This is a genomic window from Cohnella abietis, from assembly GCF_004295585.1.
GTDB classification, from domain to species: domain Bacteria; phylum Bacillota; class Bacilli; order Paenibacillales; family Paenibacillaceae; genus Cohnella; species Cohnella abietis.
This window is the reverse complement of the sequence record NZ_AP019400.1, coordinates 5,057,002-5,081,035: the sequence shown is the minus strand read 5'-3', so window position 1 is coordinate 5,081,035 and position 24,034 is coordinate 5,057,002. Positions and strand designations below refer to the sequence as shown.

Sequence of the window (24,034 nt, the reverse complement as noted above, 5' to 3'; positions counted from 1 at the left end):
CTCAACTAAAGTAAGTGAATTGATTTTACTTAGGAGTCTTACATGGCCCAATCATTCGTAGTGCAAGCATTAGACTTAGGTATTATTAGCATGTAAGCGAATGGTACATTCGATCCTGACAAAATGCTAAGCTATGATGTTTATTCATACGAACGTTAAGATACCAGAAAGCCTGCAGATCTTCCCTACAAAGGGGAGACTGCAGGCTTTCTGGTAGGATTACTTATGGCTTAAGGGGACGATAAAAGTAACCGTCGTTCCTTTATAGAGCTCACTGGAGATGGTCAATCCTTCACCATATAGCTGCTTCAATCTGCGATGTGTATTGGGAAGGCCAATACCGCCTTTGGTATCTTTAGGCTGTTCCAATACTCGCTGTAGCGTTTCCGTGTTCATTCCTGCTCCATTGTCAATGATTGAGATCATCGCGAATTGCACATGATTCGTAATACGAATCTGAACTTCAACCCCCGAAACCTGACGCAGGACACCATGCCGAACAGCATTCTCAACAAGGGGCTGGATGGATAATGGAGGGAGCATTAGACTGTCAAACTTGTCTATTTCCCAGATAACCTGTAGCCTCTCTTCGAAACGTTCCTTCTCGATATAAAGATAGGAACGCACAAGCTCAAGCTCAACCTCTAAGGGAACAATCCTTTCTAAATTCCGGTTGGCAAAGCTTGCCCGTAAATATTGACTGAATGCCTCGATCAGTTTACGCATCCGAGCAGTGTCGAAATCACTGAGTGAGGCAACTGAATTAAGGGTATTGAATAGAAAATGAGGCTTAATCTGTGCTTGAAGCCATGCAGCTTCCATGCGCATTTTGTCACTGACGGATTTCCTCAAAGCCGTTAACGCTTTGACTCGTGATTTTAACTCCATAGGCTCTACCGGTTTCATAACATAGTCGTTAGCACCAGCTTGAAATCCTGCTTCTAGATCCTCGGTTCGTGCTCGCGCGGTTAGCAGGAGGACTGGAAGCTCCGCTGCGGTAAATCGCTCACGAATAGCAAGGCATAGCTCATAACCCGACATACGTGGCATCATCACATCTGTAATGACTAGATCCCACTCTCTTGAATTAAGTAAGGATAGGGCTTCTTGTCCACTAATGGCAGTAACAATATCATAGTGGTCCAGAGAAAGAGCACCGACGAGGATGCTAAGATTGGTAGGATCATCGTCAACGGCCAGTATGGAAGGGCGATCGGCAACATAATAAGGTTCAGGTATGTCCACTGAAGCTGTGGCCTGAGCAGCTGCCGTTTCCGGATGTGCAAGCATTGCTGTCTTCATCAATTCGGGAGCGCTAATATCGGCTAAGCGTAAAGAAAAGATAAATGTCGAGCCTTCTCCTGGTGCTGATGAGACACTTATAGTGCCTCCATGCAGCTCAACTAGCTGTTTACAGATGCTGAGTCCGAGACCGATTCCACCTGATGGATTAAAGTGCTCGAATGGTCCTTGCTCGTAGGGAAGGAAGATTGTTCGGCTTGTCTCCTTGTCCATTCCGATACCCGTATCAGATACATGGATATAGGCGAACCCATCTTTCTCATGAGCAGAGACGGTTATGCTGCCTTCATCCGTAAATTTCATTGCGTTATGTAGCAAATTAAATAAAATTTGAATCAAACGATTTTCGTCTGCGATGACAAGTGGGAATTTCTCAGGTATCTGATTATTTAGCTGGAGGGGCTTGCCCTCTGCTAGGACACGAGTCATGCTAATAATACCGGACGTGATAGTCTGAACAGATATAGGGGTCATATGTAGCCGGATACGGTTTTCTCTGAGTCGTGTAAGATCAAGCAGGTCATTCAGTAGGTAAGACATACGTTTTCCCACGGAAATCAGAAGCTTCATATTCTCTTTGTTGCTTAGTTGATCCTTATCCTCATTATCCATAATGGTCTGAGCGATGGTCAGGATGCCATGTAATGGATTTCTTAGCTCATGAGAGGTATTAACAAGAAAGTCATCCTTCAGCTTATCGGCTTTCACCAGTTGATCAGCAAGCTTAGCCGTTTGGGCGGAGCTACGCAAATAGCTTTTAAACCAGTAGGTTGCGAATACGAAGAAGGAGATAACCAAGTCCATTGGATAGTATACCGCATGGGACCAGCCTATCTCTTTCGGAATGCTAAGCAGCATGTTGTTCAAAAAGCCAATCATGCCTAGGAAGATGAAGATGGCGTCAGGCTCGCCCCTCCGAACGGCTTGCCAAGCTATGACAGGAGCAATCAGGAAGGGCAAGCTTACCATAAAGATGTTCAGGTTATTTAATTCATATAGTAAGTTTGCTGGAGCGAATAGAATGAGAATAAAGTAAACTAGGCACAACCAGACGTACACCTGTACAAAACGTATTTTTGCACGTGGGAGCAAAAGCTGCTTGACGTATATAAGCAAGAAGAGAGCGGTACCGAGGTATGACCAGTTATTGATTTTTACTTCCCATTCGTAGTTGATGGGAAACCAAGCAAGTAACATTTTATCGTCTACGATCAATACACTCATAATCGAACATAGATTGAGCATGGTGAAGTAGAACAACGCTTTCTGTCGCACGCCGAAAATATAAAGAACAAAGGCATAAACGGCATGCAGAAATAGAACAAGGCACACGGACAATTGCGCACCTATAGAGAAATTCGTTTCTTTGTTTACTGCAGCAAGGGAGCCGAAAGTAATCGAACGGTCAATGCCTCCCGAAGAGGGATTAAGGAAGTTAGCTACTTGAATAATTAGATCAATCTCGTTTGAGTTTACAGTGAAGGATGCTGTATAAGGGACGTTCTTTGGTGAATATTGATTTCCACTGTCTGCTGGTATTCCGGATTGGGCGAGCAATCGCCCATTAATGAACAGCTCAGATGCAGATGAGATTGAATTAAGTCTAAGGCTATAGATCCGATTCTCGTCTGGATCAATTTGAATACGGAGACGGTAGGAGCCGTAGCCGTAGTTTGATGCCTTGTGTGGGGACAGCGAGGAGGCCCAATTCTCGGGTACCGAGAGATAAGTGCTGTCCGATGATAGTGTATCCGTATCCTTATTGTTATTAGCTAGCCATACACTGGGGTGAAATTCCCATTGTCCATTTAGAGCTAGTGGCTGACTAGTAGCGAAATTCCATCCTCGTAAATCTAATCGTCCTTGAACGATTTCCGGGTGCGAAGGTGCCATAAAAGTAGCGGCCCAGATTAAACGTATACTTACTAGAATGAATATAAACAATCCCGTTATGAGCAGTGCTCTTCTCGTCGTTATCATAATGTTATATAGTTCGACAATGTGTGCGGTTTTTCCTTCAAATTAATTACATTGGAATTCACCACAAATAGGCAGCATAGATGTGGAAATGGCGATTATTTTTTACTTTATGCATGGGAATTTTTAGGGTAAAATTGGAAGTTCAGGAGGTGGGCAATTGAGATTCGCTATGAACTGGTTTAACAAAAAGCGAAAAGTAAGTATCGAAGATCAATTGATTCAGCTACATAGAACGGGAATAACCTTAAAAATTAACACTCCAATCGAAAATATTTTAGAGCGTGAACGCCGTGAATACGAACGAAATCCGTACATTTTTCTGCTAATGTCAATGGGTTCGGAGTATCAAGCAGTTGAAAATTCTTTGGTGCATCCTAGCGATGATGTCTGGTACTTGGATCGAGAATGCATTGAAGACCATGGCGATTATAGTCGTATAGTGGAGAGAATCGCTGGGATAGTGGGGAATGAACTAGATATAACTAATATCTATGATGTTCTGAATATTGAGAAAAATGAAGCGTTTATTTCTTTAGTAGCAAATGGAAAAGTGTATAAGTTTATTTTTCATGTTGAAGACGATTGGTTGGATATGAGTATTTTCATGCATATGTCCAAATTGTTGAAGGAGCGTGGAAGCAATAAAAGATTTTATCATTCTATAATCGATCAGCACGTACTTATCGTATTTTTGTCGAAAGAGCAATGGGTGGATTTGAATAAGCTACTGAACATATTCATCCCTTGTTATCTTGGAGAAGGTGGAGAGGAGGAACAAAAATGAGAACATTGTATCGGCCCGTTGGGCTTTTTGAGATGAAGTTGATTTTAGATCTGAATTTGAAGGGGTTCCCGCCAAGGCTTTCTGAGCAGCCCATTTTTTATCCTGTACTCAATAAACCTTATGCAGATCAAATCGCGCGGGAATGGAATACAAAAGACAAATTTTCGGGATATGTCGGATTTGTAACCGAGTTTGATGTTGCTAGCCCCTACATTGATCAATTTGAAGACCAAGTGGTTGGAAACAGTCATCACAATGAATTATGGATACCCGCTGAAGAAATGGAAGAGCTCAATAGCAACATTATCGGGCAAATCAAAATAGTGGATGTATTTTACGGTCAGGGATACGAGGGATTAACTCAGCGAGGAACGATTTTTGATGCCAAAAATCCTATTGAGCAATTCCTAATTTTGAAGGACATATATGAGAAAAATGATTTTAAATCGGAAATCAAAGGGGATTGGCAAACTATCTTTTTGAATTTCCCCCTCTGGAGTCGATTTGATTTTACTAGCTATGGGATATCGCATAAGGAGAAAGCTCAAATACTATTAGCTTTGAAGCGCGGATGGAGCGAACTTTTTTCGAACAATCAGTTGTTTGGTGACGTAGACGAGGGTTGAGTTTTCGAATAGTCCGCTGCCAGCGGGTTAAATGAGCCCGTAGCCGAGGAAATGACCGAATAGACCGCTGACAGCGGGTTAAATGGGTCCGGAGCGGAGGAATTGGCCGATTAGACCGCTGCCAGCGGGTTAAATGGACCCGTAGCCGAGGAAACGACCGATTAGACCGCTGCCAGCGGGTTAAATGGACCCGTAGCCGAGGAAACGACCGATTAGACCGCTGCCAGCGGGTTAAATGAGCCCGGAGCGGAGGAATTGACCAATTAGTCCGCTGACAGCGGGTTAAATGAGCCCGTAGCCGAGGAAATGACCGAATAGACCGCTGACAGCGGGTTAAATGGGTCCGGAGCGGAGGAATTGGCCGATTAGACCGCTGCCAGCGGGTTAAATGGACCCGTAGCGGAGGGATTGACCAATTAGTCCGCTGCCAGCGGGTTAAATGAGCCTGAAGTCGGGGAATTGACCAATTAGTCCGCTACCAGCGGGTTAAATGGGTCCGGAGCGGAGGGATTGGCCGATTAGACCGCTGCCAGCGGGTTAAATGGACCCGTAGCCGAGGGATCGACTGATTAGACCGCTGACAGCGGGTTAAATGAGCCCGTAGCGGAGGAATTGACCAATTAGTCCGCTGACAGCGGGTTAAATGGATCCGTAGCGGAGGAATTGACCAATTAGTCCGCTGACAGCGGGTTAAATGGATCCGTAGCGGAGGAATTGGCCGATTAGTCCGCTGCCAGCGGGTTAAATGAGCCCGTAGCGGAGGAATTGACCAATTAGTCCGCTGACAGCGGGTTAAATGCGCCCGTAGCGGAGGAAACGACCGATTAGATCGCTGGCAGCGGGTTGCACCTCTAAAAGCAAGTAACCTCAAGTAACCTCAAGTAACCTCAAGTAACCTCAAGTAACCTCAAGTAACCTCAAATGACTGCAAACGACCAAAAAGCAGCACAATCTCAACCTCAACAAGGTACCAGAAATAGTTAGTACTATGCGCGGGGAGCTACAACGGCGATGATTAGGTCATATTCATTTTCAAACTATAATCCTTCTCCGTGAGGTGCTCTATGAACGAAGTGTATATTACAAGCATGGGAAAATTCCTGCCCGGTCTCCCAGTAGGCAATGATGAAATGGAAGATTATCTTGGACGAGTAAACGGCAAAGGCTCGAAATCGCGCCGCCGTATTCTCGAGCAGAATCAGATTCTTTATCGGCATTACGCCATCGATAAGGAGCAGAAGAGCCAATATACGAATGCGGAAATGGCAGCCCTCGCCATACGCGATGCACTTGAGAACAATGCTGAAGCAATCGACGACAAGATAGGATTTCTTGCCGCGGCTACAACGCAGGGAGATCTTCTAGTCCCCGGCTTTGCTAGCATGGTTCATGCCGAAACACAGTTGCCCGTCATGGAGATCGCGAACCATCACGGCGTATGTGCTAGCGGCATGCATGCGCTCAAGAATGCCTACTTGCACGTGCAATCCGGAGAGCAAGCTACGGCTGTCTCTTGCGCCAGTGAGTTCCCCAGCCGAGCCTTTAAGCATACTCGGTTTGAAGTGCAGGCTGCCTACGCCGACAGCCCATTGCCTTTTGACACCGATTTTCTTCGATTCATGCTCTCTGATGGGGCGGGTGCTGCGGTACTGAGCAATAAGCCTGCTACAAAAGGTCTGTCACTTCGTATTGAATGGATCGACAACCAATCGTACGCAAACAAATACGACGTCTGCATGTATGCTGGATTGAATAAAGAAAATGAGCAACTGACCTCCTGGCTCGATTATCCTTCTATCCACGAAGCAGCGGACGACGGGGCACTTAACCTGAAGCAAGATATTCGACTCGTAAATGAAATGCCGAAGGTCGGAGTAAATCGTTTCTTCGAGCTGGTGGAGGCAGGGCGCATAAATCCGAGCACGATCGATTGGATGGTGTGTCACTATTCGTCTCACTTTTTCCGCGAAGAAATTTTTCGTCTAATGAAGCTCGGCGGACTGACGATTCCAGAGGAGAAGTGGTTTACGAATTTGTACACCAAGGGTAATACGGGGGCTGCCTCGATCTATATTATGCTGGAAGAGCTACTGAGCGAAGGGGATCTTAAGCCGGGTGAACAGGTGCTGTGTATGGTACCGGAAAGCGGCAGATTCCAAACCTCCTACATGCTACTTACTGTAGTCGGTTCGTCGACTGAAGAACGAGACAAATCTAGTGTACTCACAGAGCGTCAGCCAGAAGCGCCCCATCTTGAATACGATGCAGCTAATTCTGTGCAGGAGCAGCTCGTGAGGCAGCTTGTCCATGTTTGGATCGATTTCGAACAGAAGCTGGCCCAAGTTCCGATCATTCATAAGCTTTACCGCAATAAATTTACACTCGACGATTATAAGGCGCTTATGGAAAATATCCGGCAGCAGGTTATCGATGGATCTCAGTGGATTGCCCGCGCGGCTTCTTACATTGCCATAGAGCAAATTGATCTTCGCTCGGCATTTATCGCTCATGCTCGTGATGAGCATAGAGATTTTCAAATCCTGGAGCGCAATTACGTTGCGATTGGCGGAGATTTAGCGACCATTCAGGCCGGTGTGAAAAATATAGGTAGTGAAGCTTTATCTGCTTACTTGTTCCATCGGGCCGGTCGTGATAATCCATATGATCTCATTGGGGCGATGTGGATTATTGAAGGGCTTGGCTGCAGAATGGCAAGGTATTGGGGGGAGATGATTCGTGATCAGTTGGAACTGAATGAAGATCAAGTTTCTTTTCTAATCTATCATAGCGAGTCCGATGAGAAGCATTTCGAACGACTGGAAATGGTTGTTCAGCATCCGATGCTTACGGCGGAAATTGCAGCAAGGATAGTAAAAACGGCCAAAACAACGGCTCGCTTGTATCTTCTACAGTTAGAGGAGCTGGATAACGTATGAGTGAAGCGGATTTTTTCAAAACAATGCCTCATGACAAAAATGATCCGAATCCATTTCTGGCCATTTATTTGGATCAAAGTATTCCGTTTAACGATGAGGCGAAAGCCGCCTACCTAAAGGATTGCTCGAGCAAATCCCGACAGTTTCTTCTACCTGTGCTGAGACCGTTCGCGCGACTAATGATTATTTTGCTACAAATATACAAGATAATTGTTCCCAAGGCTTTTACATCATCAAGAGTGCTGCACCGTGTACTGTATTGGGGTATGAAGACGTTCGTGAGTCCAAGCGCTAACTATATGATTCTAAGGCACTTCTACCTTGGCTCCGAGGTGCTGAACTTTATCCGTAGCAATGTGCCTGACGTGCAAATTACGATGAATCCGTTGAAGCCAACAAATCTCGAGCCAGTTAAGGACGATCTATTTCTCATTCATGATCTTAATTTGTATAATTTCGTTATTAATCTTAATCGCGAGCTGCGCGAGAAAAATATAGAGATCGTGAAGCAGGAAAGGCTCAATTTTGACGCGATCACCTCGACCACGCTTCCAATTGAGCCAATGCCTAATAGGTGGACAAATTTCCTAGACCTGACGACTGCGATCGAGTGCTTCACGCCCGTCTATCAAATGTTTCTAACAGATAACGATTTCTGGCGAGCGACCAACTCATTGCAATTGGATGAAACGATAGGCATCCTTGCTTCCAAGCTTATCGGCAGTAATGATCGACTTGCTCTGATTAATAACAAACACCCGATGGTACCGTTGACGACTCTAAAGGCTGGCTTTCGTTTAGTGCTGCACGGGCTTGCAACAGAGCAGCTTCATGCTTTGCTTGTAGAGTTGAAGCTCAAGCAACAGTCACAGCCGCTTACCTAACTAATTCAATATACTTCTCGCCAAGAATCTCTTTAAGAGAAAAAGCATCTGCTGAAAGCTCTTGCTGTAAAAAGGCGTTAACATCGCTCGGTTCAAGATCATACATAACTTCGATTTCTTTCGAGAATAACAGAACTTCTTTATCAAGAAGCTGTGTTAGTGACGGGACTGGTTTAGCTTGAAGACCCTGTGCTCCGAGAGCTTGCTCCAAAGCTTGAATGTAGGTGTCTATTGACCGTGGTCCGACGATTTTGACGCCTTTATTGTCTTCATTAACCATAACGATCGTGGGAAACCCACGAACACCAAGCGATGCGGCTAGTGCAAAGTCTTGCTCCATCAGCTCTAGCCCGGTGTCCGTTCCTGCTTCACTCACAATGGCTTCTCCGTTAAGGCCCATATGATTCACAATATCAATCATTTCTGACTCATCACCAATATTGCGATTAAAGACAAATACAGCCTCTCTCGCACGGCGCAGGAAGACGTGTCCTAGCTGAGCGTCCTTTTGCTGAATGATTTTGAATACGCGGGATGGGGGATAGGACGATTGGATGTAATTATCTAGCCATAAAGAACCGTCAATGGGCATACGGGAGTGTTCCCCGACTTCCCTCCAGTGACCAGCTACATCTGCAGGCTTGCCGATTCCATTCTTAACATCAGCAAATCCATCCCAGCCCTTCAGTAAGCCTCCAACTACAGTCTGGAATTTGAAATACTGTCCATATTCGGCTTCAAATCTTCTCATAACCGGCTCCAGCGCCCAGCAATGGGAGCAGATGGGGTCGGTCACATAATAAAGCTTCACCGTTTTCTGTGGGGGATTCAGATCGATAATTTCCAACACATCGTCTCCAGCATCGCCGCACACACCAGTTGTTATATCGCAAGCCATAGGATTGTTACTCATACGAATCTCCTCATTCAATTAAACTTCCTTATAAAGCTGAGCCCATCTCTGAATAGGCTCTAGTGCTTCAGTCAAAGATAGACCTTTTTCAGTTAATCCATAAGAAATAATCACATGGGGCTCAGTTGTCACCCTTTTCTCAATTAAACCGTATTGAACAAGCTCGGTTAATTTAATGGAGAGGGCCCTCGGGGTAATATCGGTAAGATCTCTTTTTATTTCTGAAAAATGGGCGGATCTGTCCGAGCAAATAGATAGGTAGTGCAGAATTAAGCCGTTCCATTTCTTCCCCAATATTTCAAATGAAAATTGTAAATACGGGCAAATGTTAATATCAGCCACCACCCAGTATACAAAGTATATCACATATATTATTTATATCAATTCCAAATTAATATCCGTATGTATAAGCTTACTAGTTGCCGACTTCAAGAAGCTGCCGGTTGACAAGTAGCTTAAGGTGTTTATCAAGAGCGAGTTGATTTAATTGAAGGTCTTCCATATACGCGACTATGCTCAATTGTAGCTGTTGTAAGATATTTTTCTGAACCTCATCAATGTAATCCTCCGTACAAAAGGCTGAACAAGTAAGAACACCATTAGCATAATGCTTTGTCTCGGTGATAAGGGTATTAAGCTTTTCTTTATAAATTCTTTTTACAGCACCATTCTCGGGTTTAATTTCATAATAGCGTTTCGTTTCTAGCAGTAGCTTCCATGGAGAAATCACAATGTTGAATATATCCCTTTGCAATTCACCTGTCACTTTAAAGAACCTTATGTTGGTTTTCATGTTGTAGTTCCTCACATTCAGTCGTTTTTCAGCTATAAATGTTTCTGAAAAGCAAATTGTTAGGTTACAGAGTGATAAATTTTAACATTATATTACTCACATTTCCAGACAAAAATGTGGTAACATATAACAATAGAAATATGATTTCGGGAGCAGACAAATGGAGCAGCTTATTGGAAGAAAAGTGATGAATGATATCATCAACAATTATGGCGTTACAATAATACCGGCTCAGTCTATTTTAAATTCGGAATCCATAAAGCTAATTATAAATCATAAAATCGAATCGGATTCTATTATTCTTTCTACAGAAAAAAAATCGGATGTTGAAACAAACGATATTATTGAAAAAACAGTAAACAGGTCTAGAGAATTATTAACATCCATTAGCAGTACACGTAAAATTCCCCTCATGGAAATTCGTAGAGAGATTCTACCTGCTATCCAGACTGTATCCAAAAATACGGAATTATATGAGCTGTTCGAATTTGTTAAAGCTAAAGATGACTATACCTATCAGCATAATATAGGAGTAGGAATAATAGCTACGCTAATCGGTCAATGGATGAATTTAGACGAGACAGAGCTTGCTATTCTTTCATTAGCTGCAACTTTGCATGATGTAGGTAAAGTGAAAATTCCGACAGATATTCTAAATAAACCAGGAAAGCTAACAGCAGAAGAGTTCCAACTGGTTAAGAAACATACGGTATTCGGTTATGAAATGCTTAAAGAAACAACAGGCATAAGTCAACGAGTAGCTAACGTTGCTTTGCAGCATCATGAACGTGATGACGGCAATGGGTACCCTTTAGGGCTAAAGAAAGGTAACATTGACACCTTTAGCTCCATCGTTGCAGTTGCTGATATTTTCCACGCCATGTCATCTAAGCGACCTTACCACGACCCTATTCCATTTCAAGAAATTATTTCTCAAATGAGACAAGGGAAATTTGGGGAGCTTAATCCACAAATTGTTTCTGTATTTTTGGATAACATCATGAAGAGGCTTGTAGGGAAACAAGTTGTTCTAACGGATGGACGAGTGGGTGAGGTCATTTACTTAAACCCGCATAGTATTGAAACTCCCTTAATCAAAGTGGCTGATCAATTTTTGGATTTAAGTCATGAAAGAAGTATACAAATAAAAGATATCATTATTAGTGCTTAGTAGCATGTAACTGATTGATTATTAATTGAAGAAGCTGTTCCATAAGTGAGCTTATGGGCGGCTTCTTTGCGTTTTTCTATTTATGATGATTTTTGTGGGACAGATGTAGAGGTTACAAGAGCACATTTCTACGTGCAGTCCAATTCCCATAACAGTGATGTTCATAGGATATACAGTTATAACTGATGTGAAAATCGGTATCAATTCCGCCTCTTTTTCATCCCGGTAAAGTTGCACGGACACAGTAAACAAGAGGATGGAGGTTGAAAAAATGGAAATGTACCACTTATGTAGAAAACATATCAATTGTAGAGTTCGCATTCATACTTGTGATGGTCGATGTTATGAGGGCGTTATAGTTAACGTTGATGATCATCATGTTTTCTTGCGAACTTCAGGTGGAGTCCGAGTCTCGGCATGGGGGTTTGGGTTTGGACCTAGAGATGAAATTTTAACTTTATCTCTGTTTACCTTGCTTGCGATTGCCTTGATCTAACAGGATAAGTCGCCGAAAGCACCATCCTTCTGGTTAACGATACCGGAAGGATGGTGCTTTTTCTCTTTTTTTACGCATAAGCTTGAACCATGGATTTCCGGGGACGACCTAGTATCGTAATAGGAGGCGTTAGCTTGCGGAAAAAATGGGGAAAAGGGCTGCCGTTTACCTTTTTACGGAATGGATCGTTACCAAAGCTTGTTCCGCGCAAATGGGGAAGGAGCAATCGGTCCTTACTTGGCGGGTTTTCGTCCAAGTCTGGACAACGAAAATGGGGAAGTGGGTTCAGCTCTTGGCGTGGAGGCGCACACTCTAAACCACCGATTCGCAAATGGGGAGCGAATAAATGGTTTTCCACTAGCTCTAATAATTCTGACTACGCCCCCGCTAAGAAATTCATTGCCCAGCGACCCCGTCGTAAATTGAAGCGTAAGCATTTTTGGCTAATTATGCTCGTAATTGTTACTTTTATTCTTATTCAAGGCACAATGTTTCTAGATAGAGAGCTGCGTCAGCCACTGATGTTCCTTGCGAAAATTCGAGTGAATCAGCTAGCGACTGAAGCAATTAATACGGCAATTAAGGAAGAGATCGCACAGAACGCGGTTACGAATAACATGATACAGTGGAAGACGACGCCGGAAGGCAAAATAACGGGTTTTCTGATTGACTATAAGGAACAGATGGGAATTACTGCGAAGACGACGGAAATCGTTTCCCGTGTTCTTAAGGAGCATGAAGATATTCCAGAAAAAATTCCAATTGGGCATGCATTGAACAGTCCATTAATTTCATCATTTGGGCCATCCGTATCTGTTAAATTCCATCCAGCAAGCGTTGTTAAAGTAGATGTGGAGACGAAGCAAAGTGAGGCAGGCATTAACAATGTTCTCATTGAGGTATACGTTCGCATTCGTGCAGATATTTCGGTTGTTATCCCCTTTGATAAGGAGCCGGAAACAGTAGAAACCAAAATCCCACTCTCTTATGTGATGGTTGTTGGTGATGTGCCGACTTATTATTATGATAATAATGGTAATCCAGTCGGTAACGGAGCAGCGCAAGCCCCATCAATCGCGTTGCCAAGCAAACCAGAGCTGCTGCCATCTCAGTCTCAACCAGCGCAAGAGAGTCATTAACAAATAAAGTCCCGACCTCCCTAAGGTGAGGGGGAAGGGACTTTATTTTTGTTCCAATCTATTTTGGATGAATCGTTAGATGGGCAGCGCTTGATCTTTGTTAGTGTGGGGCGTGCGCCGCTTTGCGTTCTTCACGTTCCCACTGCTTAAGCATCGGATAAGGGTCGAACGCCCATTCGATAAGGCCTCTATCCCGATAAACACCGTAATGCAAATGTGGAGGAAATTTGCCCTGTGTACCTGGACGGCCATACCCAGAGCTGCCTACCCAGCCAATTATTTGACCAGGCTGGACAATGTCTCCTGCCTGTAGTTTTTTCTCGAAGCCGGATAAATGAGCGTAATAATGGTACAGGTTACTTAAATCACGAATACCGATTCTCCAGCCTCCGAATGCGTTCCATCCTTTTACCTCAACAACGCCGTAACAAGTGCTACGAACGGGAACTCCATGCCCGGCGAAAATATCTGTGCCCTCATGTATCCGATATCCGCCCCAGCTCCGACTATTACCCCACGTGCTCCGAAAGGAATAGACGCTGTTCAGCGGTAGGGGGAAGGCATGCTCTGACAACTCTAGTCGGTTATAATGCTTATATAGCTTGGCGAATTGCATAATACGCAGCACTGCACGGGTATTGTGGTAATATTCCCACAGGCCGATGCTGAAATCTTCCTCGGCGCTCCCGTACCGTAAAGCTTGTAAGGTTACGGAATAGAGCAAATCTTCATCTTTGGTGCGATCTGCAATGCCATCCCCTGAGCCGTCCTTGCCATAGCCGTTGAAAAATCGAATAGAAGCGGGAACGTGATCGTTCTTATTGGGGTTCAAAGCACCACTCCAATCTATATCAGAAATATAAATTCCGGTAATGGCGCCAGCACTAATCGGTCTAGATTCCGGATGGGCTTTCGTTAATGTACGCTCGTATTGATCAATGGCGGCAATGTACGTCCACTCCAATCCTGTTCTGAGAGAAATGGCTTCGTATAGAATACGCCGTTGTTTATTTAGATTCGGCTCTGAGGAAATCGTTGAACCATATCCCACTGAGCAAACCGAGCTCATACTAATAAGGAATAGCATAGTTACGGTCATTAGACGTACAAGCCCTTTGTTTCTGATGCAGTTTTTCCACCTATTGCGCAGCAACACAACTCCTCCTCGTTGTAAACATGTAGGAGTAGGGTTTACAGATCATTGGTTTTTATCCGAATCATGCTATAATAAGAAGGACAGAAAGCGAGGAATTACAATGACGACTAGCGCTAAGCCGCGCAAACCCGATTGGCTGAAAATAAAGCTAACGACAGGCGAACCTTATCAAGAGCTTAAACAAGTGATGCGGAGCAAGACGCTTCATACCGTTTGCGAGGAAGCGCGTTGTCCGAACATATATGAATGCTGGGCTAATCGCACGGCGACTTTCATGATTCTAGGGGATATTTGCACTCGCGCATGCCGTTTTTGTGCGGTTAAGACAGGCATGCCCACTGAGCTTGATTTAGATGAGCCTGAGCGAGTAGCGGAAGCTGCTGAGCAGATGGGCCTCAAGCATTGCGTAGTAACGTCTGTTGCACGGGACGAGCTGCAGGACGGGGGATCCTCCATCTTTGCTGCTACAGTCAAGGCAATTCGTAATCGTCTGCCATTCTGCAGCGTTGAAGTACTTATTCCAGACTTTCTTGGTAAGAAAGAATCATTACAAATTGTAATGGATGCCAATCCTGATATCTTAAATCATAATATTGAGACGGTTGAACGGCTTTCCGATCGCGTTCGTGCGAAAGCGAAGTATCGTCGGTCACTTGAGCTAATTAGACAAGCTAAGGAAATGAAGCCTAATATTCCAACGAAATCAAGCATCATGCTTGGGTTAGGCGAGACATTCGAGGAAATCCTTCAAGCGATGGACGACCTTCGGGCAGTGGATTGTAATATCTTGACCTTGGGACAATACTTACAGCCGTCACCCTCTCATTTGGAGGTTGTACGGTACGTTCACCCGGACGAATTTGCAGCTTTGAAAATAGAAGGGCTGAATCGTGGGTTTTCCCATGTGGAATCCGCACCGTTTGTTCGTAGCTCTTACCATGCACATGAACAAGTAAAATCAGCTGAAGCGAGGACGAATAGTCTTCGGGAGGAGAGCGTAAAATGATTTTCATGGCAGGAGGCAACGCATACTCGCTTATGCATGAACATAAGGGCGGATGGAATCCGGAAACTTTCCGCGAAAGATACAGCGAAGTATTGGAGCGTTTCGACTATATCGTCGGGGACTGGGGTTACAACCAGCTTCGCCTCCGGGGCTTTTATCGGGACGGGCATCCTCGGGCGACTAAGGAAAGCACGATTTCAAGCTTTGTCGATTATATTAATGAATATTGCAACTTTGGCTGTGCTCATTTTGTTCTGACTAAGCTCGATAGCAATGCTTTACCACCTGATGCGCCCATTTCTAACGAGGAATCTCCAGAGGCTATTGTAGCTATGAATGAAGCTGGAGAGCAAGTCGCTGAGACGGCTGCTACTATTAGCGGTCCAATTATGCGCTGGCCTCTTAAAGAGCGCGTCGGGGGTCCTGCTAGGGTACCGAACATAACCGTATCTGCCGTAGCAAGAGCGGCAGCAGACGCAGAGCGGCGTAATGCAAGCGCTAATATTAATCCGAACCCAAATGTGAATATCTCTTCTAACTCATCATCCCAGTCTCGAGAGAAACATAATTCGAAGCAAGGGCAAGATGGTGGAAGCAATCCTCGTCAAGGTCAAGGACGATCTTATAATGGTCCATCAGGCGGCGATCGTCGACCACAGGGACAACAGCAGGGTCAAGGTCATGGAGGCAATGGGCAAGCCCCAGGTAAGCCGTCCTATACACCTAGAGCGCCTCGCCATCAAGGCGTGGATCAATCGAATAGTCGCAATGCTGATGACACACGTAACACTGATGAGGGGTATGCTCGTAACGAAGCTTCACGCAACGACAGTCGCTGGCCGGGTAAAAACCGACGTCGTAAAAGCTTCGGTGGAAAGCCCGGACATCGTCCGGATGGCGTGCAACGGTCAGACATGGGCAATCCAAGTTCAGGTGAATAATAACAAGAAGGCCATCCCTTGCTATGCTGGGATGGCCTTCTTGTTATGTTATTCCGAGCCAATAAACGCTTCCCTCACCCGATTCCAGAAGGGGAAAGGACGATATCTGGCGAATGTAATTTTATTTTCTGCGACTCTACAAGTTATGGAGCGTACTTCTGACATTTGCATAACCTCATGATCAATGCCAATGAATAGCTCTTTTTCAGGGTCAGGTATAATGTCACAGTGGTGATGCTTAGGTAAAATGACGGAAGAGCCAAGCGTACGATAAACACGATTGTTTATCGAGGCCATCTCTGCGATCTGCAACGCTTCGAGAGAAGGGTGGATGACTGCGCCTCCGAGACTTTTATTATACCCTGTGCTTCCAGTAGGTGTAGAGATGACGATACCATCACCGCGAAACATCTCGAAGGGCTCGTCGTTGATATGCAAAGCGGCAACCAAGGTGCCATCGACGCTTTTTAATGTAAACTCATTTAATGCTAATAATTCTATCTTGCCAGATGAGGTCAATATCTCCACTTGTAGCAGTGGATACTGTACCTTACGAGGCTCTGAGGATACCATTAAATCCAACAGCTCAGATAGCTCATCCTTCTTCCAGTCGGCGTAAAAACCGAGATGGCCAGTATGAATTCCAATAAAAGCGACATTCTCTAGCTGATTCTTAAATCGATGAAAAGCTTGAAGAAGAGTACCATCCCCTCCAATGGAAACGACAATATCAGGCGAGGTTTCATTCATCATAAATCCTCTAGCTGCTGCTAAGCCTTGAAACTCTTCCGATAATGCCCGGGATAATCGGTCTCCCCGGTCAAGCAATGCGTATTTCAATCCTGGCCGCTCCTTCCGACACCCTATTACTTATAACTGATTCGATCATAAACAATAACGATGGGGAATACAATCCTATGCTGCTCGACTAAGCTTTATTTTATCTATTCCGATGGCTATAATTCCGGCAACTACGATGGTCAATATTGTTACCCCGAATAAAATGGGAAGCCATAGTACCGTAGGAATAGGTGTATGGTTGATCAGGTGACCAGCATGCGACACGGCAAGAGCAGGGGAGCTTACAGCTGCATTATGATTAAATAAAGGCCATATCAAATAAACGAGCAGCATCGCAAGTAAGCTGTGAAGAAATCGTGCACGTGCAAACGGGAAATATCGCCAAGCTGTTCTGCTCATTAAGCCTGCTACCTGCGCATGAACGGAAAAGCCTGCCCATGAGAGAACAAAGGCAGCAGCCGCGATGCGATCAACCAAGGGAATTTGTATATTGGAAGCAGCGGCCTTGGCTCCTAATGTGACTTCGAAGGTTCCATTTACGAAAGCAGACGATAGTTGGGGAGATAGCTTAAACCACTGTAGCAAGCTCGCTGTTGCATCGCGAAACAAGGAGAGAATCCCGCTATGGATGAATAGCTCCAATGTCGCTGAGAAAAAAACGACCAAGCCGCCCACTATGACCATAAGCGTTAAAGAGGATTGCAGTGACTGCTGCAGCAATACGCCAAAGGGTCGTCCATCAGCTAGTCGAGCGTGGTGCATAGCTGCAAGCGCCGCTCGAATTCTGCTCCCCTTAAGTGGAATGCTCTTCTCAGTAACCAGCAGCTGCCCTTTGCCGAATCTCGAGGAGGCTATTCCTAGTATCAGAGCCCCTCCGTAGTGAGCAAGAGCCAATATTGGAGCAGCCTGTAGACTACCGAAAAAACCAATGCAGACAGCTCCAATTAGAAAAATGGGGTCGGAGGTTGTCGTTATGGCAACCAATCGTTGACCCTCGTTCTGATTGATCAGCTTCTGCTCCATTAAACGAGAGGTTAATCGGGCTCCAACCGGATATCCCGATGCAAACCCCATAGCTACGATGAAGCCTCCAACGCCCGGAAGGCGGAACAAAGGACGCATGAAGGGATCTAATAAGGTGCCTGCAAGATGAACAATTCCAAAGCCAAGCAATAATTCTGAAAGAACAAAGAAGGGAAATAAGGCTGGAAATAATACCTCCCACCATACGGAAACCCCTCGCAGTGAAGCTGTTAGAGCGATCTGGGTATTTGCAATCGCCAGAATACCAATGAATAAAGCAGCTCCGCCAATCGCTAACACACTCGCAAGTGTATACCAACGGAATGAATTTTCCTGATTTCCCTGCATGTTTTCACCTTCACTTCCCTATACTTCAACACCTCTTGTCCAATATATGATGAAGCTTGTTCAATCTTTCCGATCTGAAAAAAAGGTTAAATAATCTTTGCAAACGTTTACAAAAATATCGTGATCTGTGTAAATAGTTATGATACAATGGAACTAGAAAAAAGGATTCAACTATGGAAATGAGACTTATAGAAGCTGGAGTGATGCGTATGGCTGGAATCGTTGCAGGTTTGCTTGTATGCGCTTTCGTTTATGTCATTCGGGAATCTTTACTTAGCCCTGAGGAAGAAATGTAAAGACCAATATCGTTATCGGCCGGTTGCCGATTTGGATCGCCCTTCGGGGCGATTTTTGTATTATACGTGGGGGAAGGCATCCAAAGGACAGCGACTGCTGTTTATGCTTATGGTATAATGAGCGTGTAAAATAGGTACTTTCAGACAGGCACAAATACCCAATTCAAGGAGCGATCATGGTGTCAATATTCCATGGTCTCATAATAGGAGGTACAATTTGTCCAGTTATTCTCAAATCTACGACGCAATTGGAGGCGCCGAAGTTATTCGTGATGTGGTAGCGCGCTTTTATCCAAAGGTGCAGGAGCACCCGTTGCTAGCGCCATTGTTTCCAGAGGATATTAATCCTGTAATGGAGAAGCAGTATTTGTTTCTGACTCAGTTTCTAGGGGGGCCTTCTCTCTACTCTGATGAATATGGTCATCCGATGATGCGAGCCCGTCATCTTCCTTTTGAAATTACCCCTGAGAGGGCGGAGGCGTGGTTGAGCTGCATGGCAGCAGCACTCGCCGAAACCGAAATTCCAGTACCTTTTCAGAAGCTTGTTATTGAGAGATTATCCGGTCCGGCTAATCATTTTGTTAATTCCGACAGATCCTAATGCCCCTATAAGGAGGAGCAAATCGTGGAGCCGCTTTTCCAAATTAAAGTTAAATGTATTTGCTGCGAAGAGAGCTTCCAAACCTCTCGAGTAAGGCCAAGCCTTAAGAAGGCTATTAAGACTGATTCTGATTTTTGCTCTTACTTCAAAACGATAAACCCGGATTATTATGTGGTTAGGGTATGTCCTATGTGTGGTTTTGCATCGACCGAGAGCTTCGGTGAACGGTTAAATGATCATCAAAGATCAGCTTATTACGAAAAAATAGGCGCCATATGGAAATATAAGGATTATGGTGGAGAAAGAAACTTGGAAGTGGCAAAGGAATGCTACAAGCTTTCGCTTTTGACCTCCCAAGCTATCGAAGAGAAGGATCGGGTTACTGCAGCATTGCTGCATCATATCGCATGGTTGTACCGTTATGAGGAAGATAAGGAGCAGGAGAGTCGGTTTCTTAAATTCGCCAAGGATGCTTACGTACGTGTGTATGAGACGGAGAGAGATTCTCTGAGCAATGCTCGTCTTATGTTTCTGATTGGTGAATTAAATAGACGGCTTGGCGACAATCATGAGGCGGTAAGATGGTTCGTGCGGGTCATTCACGATAAGAAAATAACCGATGCCCCTATGATCAGAGCCTCTCGAGAGCAATGGCAATACATACGCGAAGAAATGACGGGACGCGGTCTGGAGCTCCCAGAGGAAATGCAACAGAGCGGGGTATAGGTCAGCTTCTTAAGCAGGCAATGACAATGGCTATGTGCGTATAGGACGGTTTGAAAGAAGGTAATCCTGGTCAGCATCAATAAGACGGAGACTACCATGACAGCAGGGAAATATAAGTGTTATTTTGCGGGCGCCTCCTTGCATACTTCGGACGTCCTCGGCTTTTAACGGAAGAAGAACCGGGGAGCTTTTGCAGAATGGACACTCTTGAACGAATACTTCATTTCGGATGATATCGTAGGGTAAACTGTTACGTAATGGAATCATAGTCAAGCCCACCTTTCTCATATAACCATACAACAATAAAATAACTGAGCGCAATGGAAATGGAGCGATGTAAGGATGAAACAATTGTATTCCTTAAAATGGAGCCTTGAGTCTTTGTTTCCCGGTGGCTCTTCCTCTCCACAATTTGAATCGTTTGTTAAAGAAACTGAAGCGCTCACTGCCTTGCTGCTTAAGGAGCTTCAAGGGGCTGAGGAAGGCTCGGTGGACACTAAGCAGTTAACGCAATGGACTGAGCAGCTGCAGGACATCGTATCTAAGCAAAGAGAAGCGGACTCCTTCGTTTCTTGCTTGACCTCTCAGGACATGAGTGACAAGCGGGCGGTGGCGTGGACAGAGCGCATACAGACGTTATCAGCTCGTATTAAGCAAGCTATGGATATGTACGACGCTCTTCTGGCTTCTTTGCCAGAGCAAGTCTGGAAGGAGTGGAGTGAGCAATCGAATATTGCTAGCCTGCTTTTTCCGCTCAACGAACGTCGAGATTCTGCTAAGGATAAGCTTCCGCCTGCTTTAGAAGCTGTGGCAAGCGAGCTGGCTGTCGATGGTTATCACGGCTGGGGGGAGCATTATAATACAATTGTCAGTCGGGTTTCCATCCCATGGGAGGAAGAGGGCGTTACGTCCCACCTTTCTGTTGGGCAAGCTGCCAATAAGCTGGATGATCCAGAGCCGGCAGTCCGAGCTACCATGTCCACCAAGTGGGAAGAGGCGTGGGCGGCTCAGGCTGATCTTGCGGCGGATTCCTTAAATAGATTGGCTGGCTTCAGGCTTAAGCTATACGGGATGCGAGGCTGGAATGATCCTTTGCGCGAACCGCTACGCATGAATCGAATGAGTCAAGAGACTCTTAACGCGATGTGGTCAGCGGTCGAGGAAGGGATTGAGCCGCTCAAGAGGTACTTAAAGCTGAAGGCACAGCGCTTCGGTAAGGAGAAGCTTTCCTGGCATGACGTTGATGCTCCTATTGCAACGAGTCAAGCAAAAATCCCTTATGATGAGGCTGCTGGGTTGATCATAGACGCTTTTCAGCAATTCTCAGCGGACATGGCCGAGCTAGCCAAGACTGCGTTTGAGAAGCATTGGATTGAGGCTGAGGACCGTCCTGGCAAAAGACCAGGGGGCTTCTGCACAAGCCTACCCTTGAGCCGTCAGAGCCGGATATTCATGACCTATTCCGGAACACCTGGTAATGTTTCGACGCTTGCACATGAACTGGGCCATGCTTATCATGGGGCGTTAGTCGAAGATCTTCCACCATTAGCGCAGGATTACGCAATGAATGTTGCTGAGACAGCCTCTACCTTCGCAGAAGCTATCGTTAACGATGCGTTGCTGCGCAGAGCAGAAAGCAAGGAAGAGAAATTGGCTCTGCTTGATGAGCGTCTGCAGCGTGCAGTTGCATTCTGCATGAATATACGCGCTCGCTTTTTGTTTGAAACTCGCTTTTATGAACGTCGTGCTGCCGGAATGCTTGAGGCAACAGAATTAAGCGAGCTTATGACAGCTGCACAGAAAGAAGCATTTGGCGATGCTCTCGATAACTGGCACCCTCACTTCTGGGCATCGAAGCTACATTTTTATTTAACCGATGTTCCTTTCTATAATTTCCCTTATACGTTTGGCTACTTGTTTAGCACAGGGCTCGTAGCTATAGCTGAACGAGAGGGTGAATCCTTCAGCAAGCGTTATGATCAGCTTCTGCGAGATACGGGAGTAATGACAGTGGAGCAGCTAGCATCCAAACATCTCAATGTTGCACTAGACGAGCCACAGTTCTGGAGGGACGCTGTTGCTAGAGCTGTCTCCGATGTAGAGACTTTCGAACAATTATGTAAGGAATAGCCTTAGAACAAACAGAAGAAACCTTTAAAACCGCTACAATTCGTGGTTTTAAAGGTTTTTTGTTACAAAATAAACCATATTTAGACAAAATGATTGTAATATTCAAAATATTCAATTATAATGAGCCTGAAGTCGCATTAGTAAATACCTAGTCAATATGAGTATTAAACCAAAAGGAGGAGAATAATGTCAGTGAATCAGGTTCCATTAGCCCGGCAAGTGGATGTAGCGTTAGAGAAATTGAGTGGGGAATTAAGAGGTTTGACCGCAGGTACGATTGTCTTACAAATTCGTGATGATGCGGTCGGCAGATTTGGGATTCGACACCTTCCAGTGGATTGCGGTACTTCGGGTCAAGGTGCTAACGGAATGTCAGTTCCACAGGTTATGCTTCTCAGACGGCTTGCCGTCGAGGCGCTTCGTCACAAAAGCGGGTGGACGCATGGGGAAATATCATACGACTTTGTGGTGAAGCAAGATAAGGTATACTTGAGCGTCCAATTTGAATCTAACTACAACATGGCTAACTTGATGTTCCGGTTTTCACCTAAGAGGCAAGATCGTAAAGAAGCATCTAGCGAATAGCATTTATACATAAAATGAAATCCGGCATACTACCCTTTCGGAGAGGGTATGCCGGATTTTTGGTGTACATAGAGGGTTAGTTTTAACGACCGAATTGTCCAGAAATTTGATGCTCAGCCATTTCAACTAGTCGACGGGTAATTTCTCCCCCGATAGCGCCGGCTTCGCGAGTTAATAGGTTACCGTAATAGCCATCCCTAGGAAGCTGAATTCCTAGCTCCTGTGCGACTTCGAACTTCAATTGCTCCAACGCTTGGGCGGCCTGAGGAACAACGAGGGAATTGCTGCGTGAACGTGATGCCACTATCGCTCACCTCCTTTGAACGTAGTATGGGCTTTATTGGAAGGGATATGCATTTATTTGAAACTAATAAAAGTGAGGATACGGATAACCGAACGCCGACTCAACTAACCGCCGACTGAACTAACACAGCCGCAACCAAAGAGCGACTCAACCCGCCGCAACGAGACACCGACTCAGCCAATAACCGACCGAATCAACTCAACTAACATTGCCTCAACCAGTGCTGCCTCAACCAAACATCGCCACAACCACAACCAAGCACACCGCCCAACGAACCAAAGACCGCCCAACGAACCAAGACCGCCCAACGAACCAAGACCGCCCAACGAACCAAGACCGCCCAACCAACCAAAGACCGCCCAACCAACCAAAGACCGCCCAACCAACCCGAGACCGCCAACCACCCCAAGACCGCCCAACGAACCAAGACCGCCCAACCAACCCAAGACCACCCAACGAACCCAAGACCGCCCAACGAACCAAAGACCGCCCAACGAACCAAAGACTGCCCAACCAATCAAGACCGTCGAACGAACCAAAGATCACCCAAACAACCCAAGACCGCCCAACCAACCAAAGACCGCCGAATGAACCCAAGACCGCCACAACCCAAGACCGCCCAACCAACCCGAGACCGCCCAACCAACCCAAGACCGCCTCGCCCGCAGAGGCGCAAAAGACCGCGATAGAGGACGAAGCGTTCACTAACTCGCCTGCAAAAGCGAAAAAGACCTCGATAGAGAACGAAGCGTTCACTATCTCGCTCGCAACAGCACGAAAGGCCCGTATAGAGAACGAAGCGTTCACTATCTCGCCCGCAGAGGCGCAAAAGACCGCGATAGAGGACGAAGCGTTCACTATCTCGCCCGCAGAGGCGCGAAAGGCCCGTATAGAGAACCGGGCGTTCACTATCTCGCTCGCAACAGCACGAAAGGCCCGTATAGAGAACGAAGCGTTCACTATCTCGCCCGAAGAGGCGCAAGAGACCGCGATAGAGGACGAAGCGTACACTAACTCGCCCGCAGAGGCGCAAAAGACCGCGATAGAGAACGAAGCGTACACTAACTCGCCAGCAGAGGCGTAAAAGGCCGCG

General features: G+C 45.6%; 21 protein-coding genes. 13 read left to right on the top strand and 8 right to left on the bottom strand.

Annotated features, from left to right (window positions below; genetic code table 11):
* Positions 1–219: 219 nt before the first annotated feature.
* Positions 220–3,282: an ATP-binding protein gene (locus KCTCHS21_RS22380; protein ID WP_232057923.1), complete on the bottom strand. Its 3,063-nt coding sequence runs from the start codon at positions 3,280–3,282 to the stop codon at positions 220–222.
* A gap of 157 nt (positions 3,283–3,439) precedes the next feature.
* Between KCTCHS21_RS22380 and KCTCHS21_RS22375 the strand changes: the two genes are divergently transcribed.
* The 4 genes from KCTCHS21_RS22375 (at position 3,440) to KCTCHS21_RS22360 (ending at position 8,512) form a co-directional block, all read left to right on the top strand.
* Entirely contained in the window at positions 3,440–4,066 is a 627-nt protein-coding gene (locus KCTCHS21_RS22375; RefSeq protein WP_130613577.1) for a hypothetical protein, read from the top strand.
* A complete protein-coding gene (locus tag KCTCHS21_RS31575; RefSeq protein ID WP_197726478.1) occupies positions 4,063–4,692 on the top strand; it encodes a hypothetical protein in 630 nt (209 codons plus the stop codon). Before KCTCHS21_RS22375 ends, KCTCHS21_RS31575 begins: the two co-directional genes overlap by 4 nt.
* 1,064 nt (positions 4,693–5,756) lie before the next feature.
* Positions 5,757–7,628, top strand: coding sequence for a 3-oxoacyl-[acyl-carrier-protein] synthase III C-terminal domain-containing protein (locus KCTCHS21_RS22365; RefSeq protein WP_130613575.1), 1,872 nt, complete (start codon positions 5,757–5,759; stop codon positions 7,626–7,628).
* Positions 7,625–8,512, top strand: a complete 888-nt coding sequence (locus KCTCHS21_RS22360; protein ID WP_130613573.1) for a DUF6999 family protein — start codon at positions 7,625–7,627, stop codon at positions 8,510–8,512. The genes KCTCHS21_RS22365 and KCTCHS21_RS22360 overlap by 4 nt, the downstream gene beginning before the upstream one ends.
* Here KCTCHS21_RS22360 and KCTCHS21_RS22355 read toward each other — a convergent pair.
* The 3 genes from KCTCHS21_RS22355 to KCTCHS21_RS22345 form a co-directional block, all read right to left on the bottom strand.
* Positions 8,505–9,425 carry a DsbA family oxidoreductase gene (locus KCTCHS21_RS22355; protein ID WP_130613571.1) on the bottom strand — a complete coding sequence of 307 codons (921 nt, stop codon included), beginning with the start codon at positions 9,423–9,425 and terminating at the stop codon, positions 8,505–8,507. The two genes, KCTCHS21_RS22360 and KCTCHS21_RS22355, sit on opposite strands and share 8 nt — an antisense overlap.
* A gap of 18 nt (positions 9,426–9,443) precedes the next feature.
* Entirely contained in the window at positions 9,444–9,758 is a 315-nt protein-coding gene (locus tag KCTCHS21_RS22350) for a winged helix-turn-helix transcriptional regulator (RefSeq protein ID WP_130616656.1), read from the bottom strand.
* An 82-nt stretch (positions 9,759–9,840) separates the two neighbouring features.
* On the bottom strand, positions 9,841–10,218 hold the full coding sequence (locus tag KCTCHS21_RS22345; RefSeq protein WP_130613569.1) for a hypothetical protein: 378 nt from the start codon (positions 10,216–10,218) through the stop codon (positions 9,841–9,843).
* A gap of 160 nt (positions 10,219–10,378) precedes the next feature.
* Between KCTCHS21_RS22345 and KCTCHS21_RS22340 the strand changes: the two genes are divergently transcribed.
* Together KCTCHS21_RS22340 and yunB are read left to right on the top strand one after the other, a co-directional pair.
* Entirely contained in the window at positions 10,379–11,389 is a 1,011-nt protein-coding gene (locus KCTCHS21_RS22340; RefSeq protein ID WP_130613567.1) for an HD-GYP domain-containing protein, read from the top strand.
* Positions 11,390–12,019: 630 nt separating this feature from the next.
* Entirely contained in the window at positions 12,020–13,024 is a 1,005-nt protein-coding gene (yunB, locus tag KCTCHS21_RS22330; protein WP_232057922.1) for a sporulation protein YunB, read from the top strand.
* Between the two features lie 100 nt (positions 13,025–13,124).
* Here the strand turns inward: yunB and KCTCHS21_RS22325 are convergent, their stop codons facing one another.
* On the bottom strand, positions 13,125–14,123 hold the full coding sequence (locus KCTCHS21_RS22325; RefSeq protein ID WP_130616655.1) for a M23 family metallopeptidase: 999 nt from the start codon (positions 14,121–14,123) through the stop codon (positions 13,125–13,127).
* Here KCTCHS21_RS22325 and lipA point away from each other — a divergent pair.
* Together lipA and KCTCHS21_RS22315 are read left to right on the top strand one after the other, a co-directional pair.
* Positions 14,005–15,186: a lipoyl synthase gene (lipA, locus tag KCTCHS21_RS22320; protein ID WP_331871368.1), complete on the top strand. Its 1,182-nt coding sequence runs from the start codon at positions 14,005–14,007 to the stop codon at positions 15,184–15,186. The genes KCTCHS21_RS22325 and lipA overlap by 119 nt on opposite strands.
* Positions 15,183–16,127, top strand: a complete 945-nt coding sequence (locus tag KCTCHS21_RS22315) for a YutD family protein (RefSeq protein WP_179952632.1) — start codon at positions 15,183–15,185, stop codon at positions 16,125–16,127. Before lipA ends, KCTCHS21_RS22315 begins: the two co-directional genes overlap by 4 nt.
* A gap of 48 nt (positions 16,128–16,175) precedes the next feature.
* On the opposite strand, the gene KCTCHS21_RS22310 is transcribed toward KCTCHS21_RS22315, so the two are convergent.
* Complete coding sequence (locus KCTCHS21_RS22310) at positions 16,176–16,967, bottom strand: NAD kinase (protein ID WP_130613559.1); 792 nt, start codon at positions 16,965–16,967, stop codon at positions 16,176–16,178.
* A gap of 75 nt (positions 16,968–17,042) precedes the next feature.
* Positions 17,043–18,299, bottom strand: a complete 1,257-nt coding sequence (locus tag KCTCHS21_RS22305) for a nucleoside recognition domain-containing protein (RefSeq protein ID WP_170211440.1) — start codon at positions 18,297–18,299, stop codon at positions 17,043–17,045.
* A gap of 173 nt (positions 18,300–18,472) precedes the next feature.
* Here KCTCHS21_RS22305 and KCTCHS21_RS31980 point away from each other — a divergent pair, with 173 nt between their 5' ends.
* From KCTCHS21_RS31980 to KCTCHS21_RS22280, 5 genes are all read left to right on the top strand, one after another.
* Positions 18,473–18,595: a hypothetical protein gene (locus KCTCHS21_RS31980; RefSeq protein WP_269472728.1), complete on the top strand. Its 123-nt coding sequence runs from the start codon at positions 18,473–18,475 to the stop codon at positions 18,593–18,595.
* Positions 18,596–18,812: 217 nt separating this feature from the next.
* Positions 18,813–19,196 carry a globin domain-containing protein gene (locus KCTCHS21_RS22300; RefSeq protein WP_130613557.1) on the top strand — a complete coding sequence of 128 codons (384 nt, stop codon included), beginning with the start codon at positions 18,813–18,815 and terminating at the stop codon, positions 19,194–19,196.
* A gap of 24 nt (positions 19,197–19,220) precedes the next feature.
* Positions 19,221–19,922, top strand: coding sequence for a DUF2225 domain-containing protein (locus tag KCTCHS21_RS22295; RefSeq protein WP_130613555.1), 702 nt, complete (start codon positions 19,221–19,223; stop codon positions 19,920–19,922).
* Between the two features lie 342 nt (positions 19,923–20,264).
* Positions 20,265–22,052, top strand: coding sequence for a M3 family oligoendopeptidase (locus tag KCTCHS21_RS22285; protein ID WP_130613551.1), 1,788 nt, complete (start codon positions 20,265–20,267; stop codon positions 22,050–22,052).
* A gap of 186 nt (positions 22,053–22,238) precedes the next feature.
* Positions 22,239–22,637, top strand: coding sequence for an O-methyltransferase (locus KCTCHS21_RS22280; RefSeq protein WP_130613548.1), 399 nt, complete (start codon positions 22,239–22,241; stop codon positions 22,635–22,637).
* A gap of 82 nt (positions 22,638–22,719) precedes the next feature.
* On the opposite strand, the gene KCTCHS21_RS22275 is transcribed toward KCTCHS21_RS22280, so the two are convergent.
* The gene (locus tag KCTCHS21_RS22275) at positions 22,720–22,944 is read right to left on the bottom strand and encodes an alpha/beta-type small acid-soluble spore protein (protein WP_130613546.1); all 225 of its coding nucleotides are present in this window, start codon (positions 22,942–22,944) and stop codon (positions 22,720–22,722) included.
* Positions 22,945–24,034 lie beyond the last annotated feature (1,090 nt).

Bases quoted from the DNA above. Each gene is read 5' to 3' on its own strand.
- KCTCHS21_RS22355 (WP_130613571.1), bottom strand. From the start codon at position 9,425: ATGAGTAACAATCCTATGGCTTGCGATATAACAACTGGTGTGTGCGGC.
- KCTCHS21_RS22380 (WP_232057923.1), bottom strand. From the start codon at position 3,282: ATGATAACGACGAGAAGAGCACTGCTCATAACGGGATTGTTTATATTC.
- KCTCHS21_RS22325 (WP_130616655.1), bottom strand. From the start codon at position 14,123: ATGACCGTAACTATGCTATTCCTTATTAGTATGAGCTCGGTTTGCTCA.
- KCTCHS21_RS22280 (WP_130613548.1), top strand. From the start codon at position 22,239: ATGTCAGTGAATCAGGTTCCATTAGCCCGGCAAGTGGATGTAGCGTTA.
- KCTCHS21_RS22365 (WP_130613575.1), top strand. From the start codon at position 5,757: ATGAACGAAGTGTATATTACAAGCATGGGAAAATTCCTGCCCGGTCTC.
- lipA (WP_331871368.1), top strand. From the start codon at position 14,005: ATGGCTTCGTATAGAATACGCCGTTGTTTATTTAGATTCGGCTCTGAG.
- KCTCHS21_RS22345 (WP_130613569.1), bottom strand. From the start codon at position 10,218: ATGAAAACCAACATAAGGTTCTTTAAAGTGACAGGTGAATTGCAAAGG.
- KCTCHS21_RS31575 (WP_197726478.1), top strand. From the start codon at position 4,063: ATGAGAACATTGTATCGGCCCGTTGGGCTTTTTGAGATGAAGTTGATT.
- KCTCHS21_RS22315 (WP_179952632.1), top strand. From the start codon at position 15,183: ATGATTTTCATGGCAGGAGGCAACGCATACTCGCTTATGCATGAACAT.
- KCTCHS21_RS22305 (WP_170211440.1), bottom strand. From the start codon at position 18,299: ATGCAGGGAAATCAGGAAAATTCATTCCGTTGGTATACACTTGCGAGT.
- KCTCHS21_RS31980 (WP_269472728.1), top strand. From the start codon at position 18,473: ATGGAAATGAGACTTATAGAAGCTGGAGTGATGCGTATGGCTGGAATC.
- KCTCHS21_RS22285 (WP_130613551.1), top strand. From the start codon at position 20,265: ATGAAACAATTGTATTCCTTAAAATGGAGCCTTGAGTCTTTGTTTCCC.
- KCTCHS21_RS22340 (WP_130613567.1), top strand. From the start codon at position 10,379: ATGGAGCAGCTTATTGGAAGAAAAGTGATGAATGATATCATCAACAAT.
- KCTCHS21_RS22360 (WP_130613573.1), top strand. From the start codon at position 7,625: ATGAGTGAAGCGGATTTTTTCAAAACAATGCCTCATGACAAAAATGAT.